14 protein-coding genes are annotated in these 15421 nt (G+C 54.6%); 12 read left to right on the top strand and 2 right to left on the bottom strand.

Features of this window, described 5'->3' with window-relative positions; all coding sequences use genetic code 11:
* Positions 1-13: 13 nt before the first annotated feature.
* From tssM to ACYZT9_RS00260, 10 genes are all read left to right on the top strand, one after another.
* A complete protein-coding gene (gene tssM, locus ACYZT9_RS00305) occupies positions 14-3553 on the top strand; it encodes a type VI secretion system membrane subunit TssM (RefSeq protein WP_462008053.1) in 3540 nt (1179 codons plus the stop codon).
* Positions 3553-4281 carry a PP2C family protein-serine/threonine phosphatase gene (locus ACYZT9_RS00300; protein WP_462008052.1) on the top strand — a complete coding sequence of 243 codons (729 nt, stop codon included), beginning with the start codon at positions 3553-3555 and terminating at the stop codon, positions 4279-4281. Before tssM ends, ACYZT9_RS00300 begins: the two co-directional genes overlap by 1 nt.
* Positions 4278-5279: a serine/threonine-protein kinase gene (locus ACYZT9_RS00295; RefSeq protein WP_462008051.1), complete on the top strand. Its 1002-nt coding sequence runs from the start codon at positions 4278-4280 to the stop codon at positions 5277-5279. Before ACYZT9_RS00300 ends, ACYZT9_RS00295 begins: the two co-directional genes overlap by 4 nt.
* A gap of 28 nt (positions 5280-5307) precedes the next feature.
* On the top strand, positions 5308-7344 hold the full coding sequence (locus ACYZT9_RS00290; RefSeq protein ID WP_462008050.1) for a type VI secretion system Vgr family protein: 2037 nt from the start codon (positions 5308-5310) through the stop codon (positions 7342-7344).
* 28 nt (positions 7345-7372) lie between these two features.
* On the top strand, positions 7373-7810 hold the full coding sequence (locus ACYZT9_RS00285; RefSeq protein ID WP_462008049.1) for a hypothetical protein: 438 nt from the start codon (positions 7373-7375) through the stop codon (positions 7808-7810).
* Positions 7811-7833: 23 nt separating this feature from the next.
* Positions 7834-10527: a peptidoglycan DD-metalloendopeptidase family protein gene (locus tag ACYZT9_RS00280; RefSeq protein ID WP_462008048.1), complete on the top strand. Its 2694-nt coding sequence runs from the start codon at positions 7834-7836 to the stop codon at positions 10525-10527.
* Positions 10528-10536: 9 nt separating this feature from the next.
* The gene (locus ACYZT9_RS00275; protein ID WP_462008047.1) at positions 10537-10932 is read left to right on the top strand and encodes a lysozyme inhibitor LprI family protein; all 396 of its coding nucleotides are present in this window, start codon (positions 10537-10539) and stop codon (positions 10930-10932) included.
* A gap of 169 nt (positions 10933-11101) precedes the next feature.
* On the top strand, positions 11102-11512 hold the full coding sequence (locus ACYZT9_RS00270) for a hypothetical protein (protein WP_462008046.1): 411 nt from the start codon (positions 11102-11104) through the stop codon (positions 11510-11512).
* A 188-nt stretch (positions 11513-11700) separates the two neighbouring features.
* A complete protein-coding gene (locus ACYZT9_RS00265) occupies positions 11701-12939 on the top strand; it encodes a lysozyme inhibitor LprI family protein (RefSeq protein ID WP_462008045.1) in 1239 nt (412 codons plus the stop codon).
* Between the two features lie 4 nt (positions 12940-12943).
* Positions 12944-13384 (top strand): hypothetical protein, encoded by a 441-nt coding sequence (locus tag ACYZT9_RS00260; RefSeq protein WP_462008044.1) that lies wholly within the window; start codon positions 12944-12946, stop codon positions 13382-13384.
* A gap of 60 nt (positions 13385-13444) precedes the next feature.
* On the opposite strand, the gene ACYZT9_RS00255 is transcribed toward ACYZT9_RS00260, so the two are convergent.
* Entirely contained in the window at positions 13445-13867 is a 423-nt protein-coding gene (locus tag ACYZT9_RS00255; protein WP_462008043.1) for a DUF6124 family protein, read from the bottom strand.
* A gap of 502 nt (positions 13868-14369) precedes the next feature.
* Between ACYZT9_RS00255 and ACYZT9_RS00250 the strand changes: the two genes are divergently transcribed.
* Positions 14370-14753 (top strand): helicase, encoded by a 384-nt coding sequence (locus tag ACYZT9_RS00250; RefSeq protein WP_462008042.1) that lies wholly within the window; start codon positions 14370-14372, stop codon positions 14751-14753.
* Positions 14754-14885: 132 nt separating this feature from the next.
* Here the strand turns inward: ACYZT9_RS00250 and ACYZT9_RS00245 are convergent, their stop codons facing one another.
* A complete protein-coding gene (locus tag ACYZT9_RS00245; protein ID WP_462010290.1) occupies positions 14886-15107 on the bottom strand; it encodes a hypothetical protein in 222 nt (73 codons plus the stop codon).
* On the opposite strand from ACYZT9_RS00245, the gene ACYZT9_RS00240 reads away from it, so the two are divergent.
* Entirely contained in the window at positions 15003-15353 is a 351-nt protein-coding gene (locus ACYZT9_RS00240; protein ID WP_462010289.1) for a hypothetical protein, read from the top strand. The two genes, ACYZT9_RS00245 and ACYZT9_RS00240, sit on opposite strands and share 105 nt — an antisense overlap.
* Positions 15354-15421 lie beyond the last annotated feature (68 nt).

Genomic DNA, 15421 nt, shown 5'->3' with positions numbered 1-15421 from the left:
ACAGGGACGTGTGATGAAAAAGTTTTTCAAGAAAGTCGGCGTATTCCTGCGCCAGACCTGGGTCTGGACCTTGCTGTTGGTGCTGTTCGTCGCGCTGCTGGTGTGGTTCGTCGGGCCGCTGCTGGCGGTCGATGACTACAAGTTCTGGGAAGGTTCGACCTCCCGTCTGCTGACCATCAGTGTGCTGTTTCTGATCTGGGGCCTGACCATGGTCTTCGTCAGCTGGCGCGCCGGTGTGCGTAAAAAAGCCGTCGAAGAGACTGAAGACGGTCAGGACCGTATCCGCCGTGAAGAGCTGATCGACGACGAGCAGAAAGAGCTTCGCGTGCGCTTCAAGGATGCGTTGAAAACCCTGAAGACCTCGAGCCTCTATCGCGGTCGCAGCGAGCGCTGGCGCAGCGATTTGCCGTGGTACTTGCTGATCGGCCCGCAGGGCAGTGGCAAGACCAGCCTGCTGGACTTCTCGGGCCTTGAGTTTCCGATCAACAAGATCGACCGCAAACTGACCCGCGACACCCTCGGCACCCGTCATTGCGACTGGTATTTCGCCGACCACGGTGTGCTGATCGACACCGCCGGGCGTTACCTGACCCAGCCGGACGCCGAAGTCGACGGCAGTGCCTGGAGCACCTTGCTCGACCTGCTGCGCAAGCGTCGCCGCAACCGTCCGTTGAACGGCGTGCTGGTGACCATTCCGGTGGAAATGCTGCTGGGCGATACCGAGCAGGATCTGGATACGCTGGCTCGCCAGGTGCGTGCGCGTCTGCAAGACGTGCATCAGAAACTGCACGTCGATGTGCCGATTTATCTGGTGCTGAGTAAGGCGGACAAGCTGCTCGGTTTCGACGAGTTCTTCGATCAACTGACCCGCGAAGAAAGCGATCAGGTGCTCGGCACCAGCTTCCGTAAAGAGCAGAGCGGCACCGACGTGACCGTGCTGCGCGCCGAGTTCGAAGAGCTGCTGCGTCGTCTGAACAGCCAGGTGATCATGCGCATGCACCAGGAGCGCGACACCCAGCGCCGTGGCCGCATCCTCGACTTCCCGCATCAACTGGGGCAGATCGGCGAGCGCCTGTGCCTGTTCGTCGACATGGCGTTCACCGGCAACCGTTACCAGCGTGTGAGCCAGTTGCGCGGTTTCTACCTGACCAGCGCACCGCATCTGGTTGAGGAAATGGACCCGGACGCCGCCGCCATCGGTGCCAATCTGGGCGTCAAAGCGGGTGTTCTGCCGACCTTGCGCAGTGGCCGTTCGCGGTTCATTCACCACTTACTCAGCCGGGTGATTTTCCCGGAGGCCGATCTGGCCGGTCTGGACAAGCGCGAACGCAGCCGCATCCATTGGGGCCAGCGTGCGTTGTACGTCGGTGCGCTGGCGGCGTTGGCGCTGTTCGGCATGCTGTGGGCGGGCGGTTTCTCGGCCAACTACGAGCGTCTGGAAAACCTGCGTAATCTCGCACAAACCTGGACGCAGCAACGCTCGGCCCTGACCGCGCGTGATGATTCCATGGCGGTACTCAAACCCCTCGATACCAGCTACGCGGCGACTCAGGTTTTCCCGAAAAAGGGTGACGTGTCGTACCACGAGCGCGGCGGCCTGTACCAGGGCGAAGACGTCAATCCGGTGGTCAGGGCGGCTTACGAGCGTGAGCTTGAAGCGCAATTGTTACCGAAGGTCGCGACCCTGTTGGAAGGGCAGATCCGCGCCAACATGAAGGACCGCGAACGCCTGCTCAACAGCCTGCGTGCGTACCTGATGCTGAACATGAAAGATCGCCGCGACACGGCGTGGCTCAAGGATTGGGTCGCCACGGACTGGTCCCAGCGTTACACCGGCAACACCGCGGTGCAGAACGGTCTGAACACCCACTTCGAGCGTCTGCTCAAGCAGCCGTTTATCTACCCTCTGAATGATCAACTGGTGGCTCAGGCGCGTCAGGTATTGCGCAGCGAATCGCTGGCCAACGTGGTTTACCGGATGCTGCGCGAGCAGGCCCGCAACCTGCCGGAGTATCGCTTCAGCCAACACCTGGGCCCACAGGGTGCGCTGTTTGTCGGCACCGATTACGTGATTCCGGGCTTCTACACCCAACAGGGTTACCAGCAGTATTTCTCGGTCCAGGGCTCCGCACTGGTCACCGATATCCTGCGTGACAACTGGGTGCTGGGCGAAGGCTCGGGTATCAGCGGCATGGACTTGCGTCGCCTGATGGTCGAACTGGAGCAACTGTACTTCCGCGACTACGCCAACTTCTGGAGCGAAGCCGTGAGCCAGGTTGCACTGCCTCCGATCAGCGATTTCAGTGAGGGTGCCGAGCAACTGGCGGGCCTGACTTCGGCGAACTCGCCGGTGCTGCAACTGCTGGTGGAAGTGCGTGAGAACACCCGGTTCCCGGCAGAAGCCGATCCGGTGGATGGCGCGGCTGATGCCGCTGCGGCACTGGGCGAGCAGAAAGGCAAGTTGGGCAAGCTGGGCAAACTGGCGTCTGCCGCAGCGGACAAAGCCTCGGACATGGCCGCGATCAAAAACCTGCCGGACACCGCGAAGAAATCCCTGCAACGCCGCTTCGAACCGCTGCACCGTCTGCTGGACGACAACAACGGCCCGGCCGCTGATTTGACCCCGGCGCTGACAGCCCTCAATGACCAGCAAATGCAACTGGCGAGCCTCGCCCGTGCCAGCGCGCCGGAGCAGGCTGCGTTCGAAATGGCCAAGACCCGCATGAGCGGCCAGCGTGATGCGCTGAGCAACCTGCGCAATGCCTCGAACCGTCTGCCGCGTCCGGTTAGCGTGTGGTTCAACGTGCTGGCCGAAGACACCTGGCGTCTGGTGCTCAACGATTCCTACCAGTACCTGAACCAGCGTTATCAAAGCGAGCTGTACAGCTTCTACGGCAAGGCGATCAACAAGCGTTATCCGTTCAGCGCCCACAGCACCAGCGATGTCGCGATCAGCGATTTCCGCGAGTTCTTCAAGGCGCAGGGCATTGCCGATCGGTTCTTTGAGACCTACATGCGTCCGTTCGTGAGCGGCGATCCGGGCAACTACCGCCTGCGCAGCATCGACGGTCACAGCATGCCGATCTCCAAGGTCTACCTCGACCAGATGGCCGCGGCACAAGTGATCCGCCAGAGCTTCTTCTCGATCAACCCGGCAGAACCGCAAGTGCAGTTCAAACTGGAGCCGTACACCCTCGACCCGGCGGTCAGCCGTTCCGAGTTCAAGTTCGGCGACAAGACCATCGAATACCGCCACGGCCCGATCGTGCCGGTGTCGTTCAAATGGCCGACCGACGCTGAAGGCGGTCGCACCAGCCTGGTCCTCGACAAAATGGCCGGCCGCCCGATCGGTATCGAGAAGAACACCGGCCCCTGGTCGCTGTTCCGTCTGTTCGACCTGATGCAGACCGAGTACCTGAGCGGTCGTGATGTGCTGGTACTGAAAGCTGACGTGGGTGGCCTGCGCGCCAACTACTTGCTGTCGAGCCAGCGCACGCCGAACCCGTTCGACATGGGCGTGCTGCGCACCTTCCGCATGCCGGTGCAGCTCTGATGCTGGTTGCCAGTCCCTGGCGCAGCGCTGCGCGCACCGACGCCGGCAAGGTGCGGGCGCGCAACGAAGATGCTTTTCTCGACTGTCCACAGCAGGGGTTGTGGGTGGTCGCGGACGGCATGGGCGGTCATCAGGGTGGCGACGTTGCCAGCCAGTTGATCGTCGCCAGCCTGGCGGAATTGCCGGTGCAGGATGACTTCGACGAACGACTCAAAGGCATTCGCCAGTGTTTGCACTGGCTCAACCGCCGCTTGGGTCAGGAGTTGACCGTCACCGCCGGGCGTCACGACAGCATCATGGGCAGCACCGTCGTGGCGTTGCTGGTGGACGGTAATCGCGCGGCCTGCATCTGGGCCGGCGACAGCCGTTGCTACCTGTGGCGCGGCCAGCGTTTGTATCAGCTGTCCAAGGATCATTCGCTGCAACAGCAACTCATCGACGAGCAACACATGAGCCTCGAAGACGCCCGTGCGCATCCGGCTGCCCACGCCTTGACCCGTGCGGTCGGGGCGGCCGAGCAGCTGACGCTGGACGTGCTCGAACTCGAGGTTTACCCCGGCGATGCGTTTCTGTTGTGCAGCGATGGTTTGTACAACGGGCTGAGTAGCGATGCCTTGGGCAACGCCCTGAGCCTGACAGCGCCGCATGTCGCGCTGGAGCGTCTGTTCGACGGCGCGCTGCGTGGCTCGGCCCGGGACAACCTGACTGCCGTGGTGATCCGCCAATGACTCAACTCATGCCATCGCTCGACGACCTGCTGGTGACCGACGAGGAAGCCAATAACCTGACTTACTTTGCGTTCGCCAAGTCGCACAAGGCTGAACCCGCGCTGGCGCCGACCAAGGCCAGCGTCGGTGAGATGCCGGACGTGCTGGCAGGCCGTTACCGCATCGAGCGCCTGCTCGGTGCCGGCGGCATGGGCGCGGTCTACCGCGCACGGGACTTGCTGAGCGAACAGTTCGGCGATCCCGACCCTTACATCGCGCTGAAAATCCTCAGCGAAGAATTTGCCGAGTCGCCGGACGCCAGCGCCTTGCTCTACAGCGAGTTCGCCCTGACCCGACGCCTGCGCCACGACAACGTGCTACGACCGCACACCTTTGAAGTGGACACCGATTGCCAGCGCGCCTTCATCACCATGGAACTCATGCGTGGGCTAACCCTGGACAAACTGCTCTGCGAGCGGCCCCTTGGCCTACCGTGGCAAGAACTGCGCGACATCGCGCTGCCCCTGCTCGACGCGCTGGCCTACGCCCACGCTAGCGGCGTGCTGCACGGCGACATGAAACCCAGCAACGTAATGCTTAGCGAAGAAGGCGTGCGCCTGTTCGACTTCGGTCTGGGCCAGGCCGAGGAGGGCATCCTCCCTGGCTTGCCACACCTGAGCCGCGACCGCTTCAACGCCTGGACCCCGGGCTACGCCGCCCCCGAACTGCTCGAAGGCCAGCCGCTGTCAGCCAGCGCCGACGTCTACGGTGTGGCTTGCGTGCTCTACGAACTGGCGGGCGGCAGACACCCGTTCCGCCGATTGCCTTCGAACGAGGCCCGCGACGCCCGGCTCGACAGCGAATTGCACGCCCCACGCAATCTACCGAAACACTGCTGGCCAGCCCTGCGAACGGCGCTGGCATTCGACGCAGCCGATCGAACGATCACTGCCGCCCAATTGCGTGACGCCATGGGCGCCACTTCGTCTTTGCTGCAACGTCTGCGACTTCGGGCGTAACGGATGACTATCGAACAGGGAGCAAGCAATGTTCAACTCAGCTAACGAAACCCACTTCAGCCTGACTGTCGAAGACTACGCAGGCGACCTGCAAGTGCTGTCGTTCACCGGCACCGAAGGCATCACTCAGCCGTATCGCTTCGACATTGAACTGGTCAGCGAAAACCCCGATCTGGACCTGGAAAAACTCCTGCACAAGCAGGCGTTCCTGGCGTTCGATCCGCAGGGTTCCGGCATCCACGGCCAGATCTACCGCGTCGCCCAAGGCGATGCCGGCAAACGCCTGACCCGCTACAAAATCTCCCTGGTGCCGCACCTGCAATACCTGCATCACCGCACCAACCAGCGCATCTACCAGCAGATGTCCGCGCCGAAAATCATCGCGCTAATCCTCGAAGAACACGGCATCAAAGGCAACGCCTACAACTTCCAGCTCAGCCAGCCGTGCCCGGACCGCGACTACTGCGTGCAGTACGACGAAACCGACCTGCACTTCGTCCAGCGCCTGTGCGAAGAGGAAGGCATTCACTACCACTTCCAACACAGCGCAAAGGCCCACCTGCTGGTGTTCGGTGATGATCAGACCGTGTTCCCGAAACTCGGCCAGCCAACGGCGTACGTGCAAGGCAGCGGCATGGTCGCCGACGAACCGGTGATCAAAGGCTTCAAACTGCGCCTGGAAACCCGCACCAGCCGCACCACCCGCCGCGACTACGATTTCGAAAAACCACGCCTGCAACTCGAAGCGGCCTACAAGCCGGATGTTCAGAGCGACGAACCCGACCTCGAAGACTACGACTACCCCGGCCGCTTCCTCGACCGCGCACGCGGCAAATTCCTCAGCCAGCGCGCCCTCGAACGCCACCGCGCCGACTACCAGCAAGCCGAAGGTCACGGTGATCAAACCCGCTTGATCAGCGGCCACTTCCTGGAAATGTCCGACCACCCGCGCACCGAGTGGAACGACCTCTGGCTGCTCACCGAAATCGTTCACGAAGGCAAACAACCACAAGTGCTCGAAGAGTCGGTGACCAGCGACACCACCGACAACAAGGACGACTTCCACCAGGGCTACCGCAACCGCTTCCTCGCCACCCCATGGGCCGTGTTCTACCGCCCGGCGCTGGAACATCCCAAACCCCGCGTACTCGGCAGCCAGACCGCCAAAGTCACCGGCCCCGCCGGCGAAGAAATCCACTGCGACCAATACGGCCGCATCAAAGTGCAATTCCACTGGGACCGCGAAGGCCAGGCCGACGACAAAACCAGCTGTTGGATGCGTGTCTCGTCGAGCTGGGCCGGCGACCGCTACGGCGCCATCGTCATCCCGCGCATCGGCATGGAAGTCCTCGTCACCTTCCTCGAAGGCGACCCCGATCAGCCATTGGTGACCGGCTGCCTGTACCACAAGGAAAACCAGGTTCCCTACGACCTGCCGGCGAACAAAACCCGCACAGTGTTCAAAACCCTCAGCTCGCCGGGCGGTGGCGGGTTCAACGAACTGCGGATTGAGGACAAGAAAGGCGCCGAGCAAATTTTCATCCACGCCCAGCGTGACTGGGATGAAAACATCGAGCACGACCAGAAGATTCGCGTCGGCAATGAGCGGCACGACACGGTGGTGAAAAACACCTACACCGAGTTCAAGGCAGAAGAACACCGCACCACGATTGCCGACCGCAAGGTTGAAACGCGGGTGGATGATCACCTGACGATTGGGCAGAACCAGCATGTGAAGTTGGGGACTGCGCAGCTGACTAGCGTTGGGAAAGAGATACACCTGAAGGCGGGCGCCAAGATCGTCATCGAGGCGGGGTCGGAACTGACCATCTTGGGTGGTGGCAGCTTTATCAAGCTGGATGGCGGTGGTGTGACGGTTGTTGGGCCGATTGTGAAGATCAATGCCGGCGGGGCGGCGGGCTCGGGGACGGGGATCGGGATTAAGCCGCCGGTGCTGCCGGGGGCTGCGGATAAGGATAAGGCGGGGAGTTTGATGGATCAGGCGTTGGTGAATGCGCCGCCTGAGAAGGTTAAACCGAAGGCTTTTTTTGTGTTTTCTGAGTGATCACTCATCCGATTAAAGGATCTGATATATGAAATATCAACGGCGCCTCACTCTTGCACTGGTCATGTCAGTGTTCGGAATATTTTCAAATTGCGCAATGGCAGGCGGAGCGAATTTAAATTCGTGTCCATCCACGGTCTTTTCAAAGTTTCTATCTGCTTATCTGGAAAATCCTTCCATTCAACAGGAGTTTACTCATATCCCGTTGAAAAAATTAATTACAGTAGACGCTGAGCCTGAACCAGAGCAAAAAATAGTTCTATTGGATAAGCAAAAGGTGACTTTTCCAGTAATTCCTGGGGAAAAGAAACGAGCCGTCGACGGCGTTGAAGTGACAATTTTAGAAGAAGTCAACGGTATTGCAAAAGTAAAGATAGAGAAGCCAGATACTGACTATCAAGTTTTCTATGTGTTTAAGTTTGAAGAGTGTTGGTTTTTGGATGAAATTCAAGACTACTCGCTTTGATGGAAAATTAAGAAGGAAGTTATATGTCTTTCAATGAAGTGATGCTCCGTGTTCTGCCTCCAGTTGATGGTCACCAACCTCATATCACAGGAGTTTATGGCGAACAGCGTGCGAGTGGCCCTCATGGAGGGACAGATTTTAACTATATTGGCGGCCAGAATGGTATTAATCTACAGAATCCAAAAGTCTATGCGCCAATAGCCGGAACCGTAACATTTACCGGCGGCAATTATGGCACGATAAAAATCAAAGATGCGGACGGCAATAGTCATGAGATTCTGCATACGAGTAGTCACGTTGTAAGCCAGGGAGAAACTGTTGCTGCAGGTAATGAAATTGGCACTATGGGGGGGAAAGGGCCGAATGGTGTAACCCAATACCCACGCCATGTTCACTATCAAATGAAGGATCCAAACGGCAACCTTATTAGTCCAGAGGTTTGGTGGGGTCAACAGACTGTTGCTCCGAGCACAGCAAAACCTGAATCAGCTGCGTTTAGCCTTCTTAATTTTCAGTTTCCAATACGGAAGTCGGGCAGCGGACGGTATAAAGATGCGGATGAGGTTTTTTCTGCACTACAAGGTGAAACTTCGGGCAATTATCTTCTAGGCAATCATAAGTTTTGGCATGGGGGAATTCATATAAGTAATTCAAGCGCCCCTCAATGCATTAGTGATGAGCCAGTTCGCTGTATGGCTGATGGTGTGGTCGTCGCCTACCGTCTGAACAAAGACTATGAGAAGTCCACATTTGAGGGTGAGAGCGGCTCTGAGGTACTGAAGTATTCAAACTCTTTTTGTTTGGTACGACATGATTACAAATCTCCGTCCAATACTCAGGTAACTCCTAATACAAATAACACTCTAACATTCTATAGTTTGTACATGCATTTGCTGCCATTTCAGCACTATCCGCTCGAGCCTGGAGGAGGAACTATTGCTCGGTCGAAGCCCGAGTATTGGCAAGGTAAGGTTCGCGCGAAAGTCACTGGCAATGGGCTAGTTCTACGGAATGCGCCTGCTACTTTGACTGATGGAGCCAATGCCGGGACGAAAAAAGGTAGCTCTATGGTCTTGAGCACTAATAGTATTATCGAATTCGATAGTTCGAAAATCCTTAAGCTAAAGCTGAATGGTAAGCTGCTTAGAATGGCCGAGTGTGTATTTATTCCGAGCTCCTCGAATCCACCTACTGGACTTAAAAATCAAAGTGCAGCTGTACCTTCTAATTTTTGGGCTTGTGTAGAGGATGTGAGCCCCAATCGTGTTGTCGAATGGCAGGAAATAACGCCAACGAGTTTTGATGCAGTCGTTCCAATGAATATGAAGATCAAAGCGGGAGACACGATTGGATACCTTGGCCTCAATGAGGTCTTGGCGGGTCCTAACGGTGGGGTAGTCCGTAAGCACCAAGTTCATTTGGAGATTTTTACACTGGATCCAAAAGTCGACGATTTTCTGAAAAATACGGCTGGCGTAAAAAAAGGAAAACGATATATTCATCTGCCTTCAGGTACTGTTTTGGTCAAGAAAGCTCCTGAGACAGGAAGTGTGACCCTGGGAGCGGATCATTGTGTTGATCTGAGCAAGTCGCCGATATACAAAGATCCGACTGAGTGGTATGAAGTATCTGTTAAGGAAAACAATCAAGATATTAACGGATTGATAAAAAAGACAGAAGCAAAGGTAGTCACTCAACACGACTGGGAAAAGTTAGGGTTTCGTGTCGTAAAGGAAATTAATTCTAATTCTGACGGGTTTTTAGATCCGGATGATATGCCGCCTTTTTTCAAAGAACTATATGACGATCTGGATAAACTTGGTAACCACGATAACAAGGTGACGCCGGAGGATTTTCCTGAAGCATTAAAAAACGCAGAGTTTCGAGATCACTGGTCTAGATTAGTCGCTTATCATCCCACTGAGTGGAAGGAAAAGTCAGACTCTGCAAAATGGAGTCGACTAAACCAGATGCTTGAAGGGTCTCCGGCGATTCTTAAGCTAGAAAAAGATCGGATTGATAAACTGGTTTTTTGGGACGATCCAGTCATTCAAGAAAAGGGTCTTGGTGATGGAAATATTTGGCACTTCCATCCAATCGCATTGATTGGAAATTTTTTAGCCAAAGAGTCGTCAAAGGCTGGACAAATTACCTACGATGCTGAGGGTAATGACATCCCAGGCTCACCGTTTTTCAGTCGTCATATACACTGGCCAGGGAATGATTTGTCAGGCGTTACCTTAGGACGCGGGTATGATATGGGGTTTAGATCCGAAACGGAAATATACAACCATATGATCGCTGCTGGGGTAGAAGATGCTCAGGCTACGAAGATATCTAAAGGTCGGCAGTTTAAGGGCACAAACGCGAGAGATTTTGTGGCTCAGAATCGCGCCGATATAGGCACGATAACAATCGAGCAGCAAGAAGCACTATTTGATTTGATTTATCCAGGCTACGTTGTTAAGGCTGTCGCAAATTATAATTACTGGACATCTCCTTTTTCAGAGCGTTTGGAGTGGGATGCATTAAGCCAAATTGTTAAAGATATCTTGGTGGATTTTGTATACCAAGGATTCACAAAAGGGGCAAATCCAATGAAGGCAGGGATGAAGGATGACGTTGATCAGTTAATAAGCTATATCGAAAATAATCCTACAATTAGACAGTACGAAGAAGGTCGAAAGCGCGCTGCTTACTTGAGAAAAAATCGCTAGGAGATATACATGAGAAATTTATTGCTTTTTGCCGCTCTCTTAATCCCTTTGTCAGTTGCTGCAACGCAATCGGATTGCACTAATATTTCTACCAGTCAACAAGTAGATGTCTGCGCAAAGCAGGCGAAAGAGTCCGCAGATGTTAACCTTAATGTTAGCTATCAGAGACTGATAAAAAGGGCTGGATCTCAATACCAAGCTGACGCTACTCTGCGCGATGAATTCATGAAAAAGTTGAAAGAGTCTCAGCGTGCTTGGTTGAAACTACGTGATACGAATTGCGCCCTTGAGGCATTTGAGATTGAAGTTGGGCAGCCTGCCTATGTTACTACTGTGAATAACTGTGTTGCGCGAATGAGTTTGGATCGTTCTGTCTATCTGGATAAAACGCTACCCGATTTGTAGTGCGAATAGGGGGGCAGGTCGCGTTCTAATAATTATCTGAAAAGGTGATCTGTCCCCGTTTTCTTTTCATAATTTGTCTGCATTTTCAGATGTAATAGGCGATCGTTCGAAATGGGGCAATGTGCCTGAAGATCGGTTCAATAGACGTGTTGATTATCTTAGGTGATTTATGAAATTTTCGAAGTTGGTACCATTATTTTGTGTTTTTTACCTGGGACACGCAGCAGCCGAAATTCCAGATATCGTCTCTGTCTCCGAAGTCGGGGCCGGCCGCGTTGGCAATAATGTCGTCAGGTATGTAAAAACATTCGGTAATAGTTGTCTTGATGTTCAGGTGATTAGCCCTGAGAAAAACTGGAAAGTTCTGTCTTCTTCGAACTTCTGTACCTTTGAAGGTAAAAAATTCGGTTCGGACTTTGCTGATGCTGGTTTCGAGGATATTTCGGTGAAAGCTGACGGGGTTCATTCGACACTTAGCCTTACCCCTCTGCAGCCAACCGGTGAGCAGCGCAGAAGCTGCGTCATTCCTGTTACGGCAGCGGTAATTAAAGACCTGAGCTGTTCCGAAGCAGGGAAATAACTGCGAGGCGTCAGATTAATTTAGCTGTCTCCATCTCTGATTAAGGGAGGCATCAAATAAATCCGCCTCCTTGGTTGAGTGTGGGTAGTGTGATGGTGGTTGACAGGGTTTGTTAGTTGTATTGTTTTTGGGCTGTATATAAGTGCATTCGCTGTTTTATTTCAGTGCATCAATACAAAGAAATAGTATTGAATAAATTTTTGTTGTTGGTGATGTTCTTATGTCCACCGATTGTGGCTGCTGAACCGATCTTTCAATCCCTGCGGTCGTGCACGCAGAAAGGGAGTGCCACGAATAATTGCTCGGTGGTGCTGGATGGCAATGGTTATATGTTGGATGCCGGTTCCGGTAAGAGGTTATCCGACACGGCGGAGCCGACTGGCGCTTTGAATTCGTTTGAGCTCTATCGGGATGGCAGTCAGTACATTCTGGCTAATGAAAGTTTTTCCAGTGCTCGGTCCCGCCGCTGGGTGGTGTTTGTATACGAAGGTGGAATAATTGAACTACAGAGGATTTACATCTTCTCCTTAGATACCTCTAAACAGTCGGGGCCTTTCTGGCACGGTTACGACTGCCGACCTGACTCCAAACAATTCACTCCGCCAAGCGGTGTGCCTTTCAGCGAATCAGCTATGCAGGCATTGTGTGGAGATGTTGAGGGTGACGTGGTAGTTGTGCCGAGAGTCCCATCCGTCTCCGTGCCCTCCAAATCCTTGGCCGTAAGTGTTCCCGTGTATACAGCACGAACCCGTGTCGGCGTTGCGACTTACGTATTTGCCGGAAATGACGATCCGAATCTGCCGACGGTGTCCTGCCTGTCCAATTGCGTTTCCGGCAGATCAGAAAAGGCTAGGCCTCCGGCGGCGAATGCTTCATCTGCTTCAAGTGTTTCCGCTAGCGCCAAGGAAGCCTGCAACCCCGACAGTTTCACCAATCCAGATTTGATTATTTGCGGCCAGCAAAGCCTCGAAAAAGTGGATGCCTTGTTGAATGAGCAATACAAAAAAGCACTGGCCAGTTTGTCTCCCGCAGACAAGAAGCAACTGACCGATGTGCAAAGAAAGTGGGTGCGTTTCAAAGAAACGTATTGCGAGGATATCTATCAGTCCGCTTTGCCGGGAGCGGAGGCGCCCATCGAGAAGCTTGCGTGTTTGGCGCGTGCAACCAATGCCCGGTTGGGCGAGCTCATTTATCTACAGACAGGGCTGCCGAATGATGGCTTTTACAAAGCTGCATCGCTGATGGCTGGGCCGAATCGCGAAAGCGGCTTGAAGGCTTCGATGAATCTGCTGGGAGGGGAGGAATTCGACGATCCAGTTTGGAAGCAATACGCCGACGCGCAGTGCGACATGAGTTTCCGTCTGTTACGTGAAGACCTCGCCTATTGCGCTGTACGAATGCGCTTTCAGTTACCCATGAACCGATAAAGGAATGACCGGTTTGAAATCTTTGTCTTCGTTTTTTCTAGCTCTGCTTTTCCTCTGTCCGATGGCAGCTCACAGCGAAGTCGAGATAGAGGTCTATTGCTTTCGTTCGCAGGAAGGCAAAAGCATCAATTTTGAGTTCAGAACCTATTACGACTCGGTCGCCAAATGGATCGGCGCGAGCGTCAAGTACAGTCAGTCGAAGAAGGCTATCTCTCTCGTTTACAAGGACTCGGAAGAAGAGGTGTTAGATTCGAACCGGCCCTCTCAATTCACGACTAGATGGGTTGAAGTGTCCGGCGGGCTGATGACGGGCGATTATGCGATGGTCAGCCAGGGCGCTTCGATTTACGCAATGCTTTATACGAACTACAAATCCGGAAAAAAATACGTATTCGAGCACGATAGCAATATGGACTCGCCGCCCGAGACAGGCTGCCAGTGGTAAATCAGGGATCATCGAGAAAGGGGACGCCAAGTCCCCTTTTTTACATCGATTGATTCGCCGTCATCGCCAGCAAGCTGGCTCCAGGTCAGCTGACTCGGCTTTGTTGCTTGGCAAAAATCGCTGCCATTCCGGTTCATCCAGATGATCCAGCGCTCGTTCAACCAGCAAATGCACCCCGTCGGCCATGCGGCTGAGTGCCAGGGCTACGGAGCGGCGTGAGCCTTCCACACCGTCAGCCAGGTCGGCGGCGATGGCGCTGATGGACAAGAGGTCTTCCGAGGCGTTGGCGAGGAGGGTTTCAGTGTTGATGTCGGGGCAGACGCTGAAGAGGTCGCCGTTGCGACGTTTGGATTTTTTATCCGGCGGTGTGCCGAGGTGATGGTCGAGTGCGCGTTCGGCGGCTTCATGGAGCTTTTTGGAATCGAAGGATTCGTAGGGGGATGTGGCTTCGTGTTCTGGGGGATTCGGAGTTGGCTTGATCATTGGTGTTTCCCGATATGTGTTTTGGATGTCGCCGCCTCCTCTTCGCTTGCATTCGAATAAGGGTGGCAGCCGTGCGCAGGTGTGCAAGACCAGGCATATCGGAACCCGGCAGACCCCAAAGGGACCTCCCACGCACAGCCGCCATAAAGCATTTACAGCGAGCAAGAAATACGCTCGATGTTCGGTTGGCGAATGTGGGGCGATATGTACCGGACTTGCACGTCCGTGTCACCGTTTTTGCAGTAACGAACAAAGACTATCGGCGAAGCCTATGCCTGCCTAGTTCATGAACAGCACCACGTATCGAAGGAAATTTCCGATAGCGCCGAGCGTAGAAAGATCAAAAGAGCACGGCTTTTAAACAGCAACACTTCGTCAATGACTTGGTAGTCATCAGCGTCAAAAACTACGGCATCTTCTTCTAACACTGCACAATAGTGGCGTTATCGCTCGAAGCCGCTACACTGCGCCGGCCGTTCATTTTCCTTTTGAGGCTGTGCGCATGAAATTTCGTTTTCTTCTGTGGATGCTGGGTTTGTTGATGGGTAAGGCCAGTCGGACTAATCCTGCGTTTCAGCAGCAGTTGGGTGACAAGGAATTGGTGTTTCAGCTACAGACCCTGGACGGGAAAGTGGCGCGGCATTTCCTTGTGAAGGAGCAGCGCATTACCAGTAAGTCGGGCGTGTATGCCGAGCCGGCGTTTGCGATTGCGTTTAAAGATGCGGCGTATGGCTTTGCCACGATGCAGGCGAAGAACAAGCAGTTGGCGTTTATGACGGGGATTCAGGACAAGTCGATTCAGATCAAGGGCAACCCGGCGCTGGTGATCTGGTTTCAGGGGTTGACCAAGTATTTGAAGCCGAGGAAGGCCAAGTCGAAGGCATAGGTCCTTCAGGTAGTTCGCCAGGATTCTTCGTCGGATCGCCGCCCGGAGCAAGCTCGCCTCTTCAGTCATCCGACTCAGGAGGCCCGAGGGCGTCTAGTGGCCGGGCCTCTAAGTCACTGAACGGATCAAAAGTCATGCGCTACGTTTTTGCGCACGCCTCTCCTGAAGGTAGCGCCCTTGGAGCGCCAGGATCTCAGCCTTGCTCAGAACACCTTTTTTCTTGAGGTTGACGAGCAACTGTTCGATGCCATCCAGCTCGACGACATCGCCAGCCAAACGGGTAATGTTCACGGCCATACGGCTCATGTCGTCAGGATCAGCAGTAACCTTGTGATCTTTAGCAAGCTTGCGGATTTGACTTGCAACACTGACAGCAGCTGTTTGGGTCATCGGAACGCCCTCTATTTGCAGTCGAATCATAGCTGGGCGCTTGCTTGTTGTCCTCGCTGGCTGATAGCCGAGGATCAGGCGAAGAACAAGCAGACGGGGATTCAGGACAAGTCGATTCAGATCAAGGGCAACCCGGCGTTGGTGATCTGGTTTCAGGGGTTGACCAAGTATTTGAAGCCGCGGAAGGCGAAGGCTAAAGCCAAGGCTTGAGGTCGATGATTAACCCTTTGGCGAGGGGATTTAGCGAAACGTCGCACCGCCCCGTTGGGCTGCGACGC

It is taken from the genome of Pseudomonas sp. ZT5P21, from assembly GCF_054897785.1.
Note: the sequence above shows the minus strand (reverse complement) of the source record. Positions and strands in the feature narration are given on the sequence as shown.

Coding starts and splice junctions, on each gene's coding strand:
- ACYZT9_RS00290 (WP_462008050.1), top strand. CDS start 5,308: ATGTTCAACTCAGCTAACGAAACCCACTTCAGCCTGACTGTCGAAGAC.
- ACYZT9_RS00275 (WP_462008047.1), top strand. CDS start 10,537: ATGAGAAATTTATTGCTTTTTGCCGCTCTCTTAATCCCTTTGTCAGTT.
- ACYZT9_RS00285 (WP_462008049.1), top strand. CDS start 7,373: ATGAAATATCAACGGCGCCTCACTCTTGCACTGGTCATGTCAGTGTTC.
- ACYZT9_RS00295 (WP_462008051.1), top strand. CDS start 4,278: ATGACTCAACTCATGCCATCGCTCGACGACCTGCTGGTGACCGACGAG.
- ACYZT9_RS00280 (WP_462008048.1), top strand. CDS start 7,834: ATGTCTTTCAATGAAGTGATGCTCCGTGTTCTGCCTCCAGTTGATGGT.
- ACYZT9_RS00255 (WP_462008043.1), bottom strand. CDS start 13,867: ATGATCAAGCCAACTCCGAATCCCCCAGAACACGAAGCCACATCCCCC.
- ACYZT9_RS00270 (WP_462008046.1), top strand. CDS start 11,102: ATGAAATTTTCGAAGTTGGTACCATTATTTTGTGTTTTTTACCTGGGA.
- ACYZT9_RS00250 (WP_462008042.1), top strand. CDS start 14,370: ATGAAATTTCGTTTTCTTCTGTGGATGCTGGGTTTGTTGATGGGTAAG.
- ACYZT9_RS00300 (WP_462008052.1), top strand. CDS start 3,553: ATGCTGGTTGCCAGTCCCTGGCGCAGCGCTGCGCGCACCGACGCCGGC.
- tssM (WP_462008053.1), top strand. CDS start 14: ATGAAAAAGTTTTTCAAGAAAGTCGGCGTATTCCTGCGCCAGACCTGG.
- ACYZT9_RS00260 (WP_462008044.1), top strand. CDS start 12,944: ATGACCGGTTTGAAATCTTTGTCTTCGTTTTTTCTAGCTCTGCTTTTC.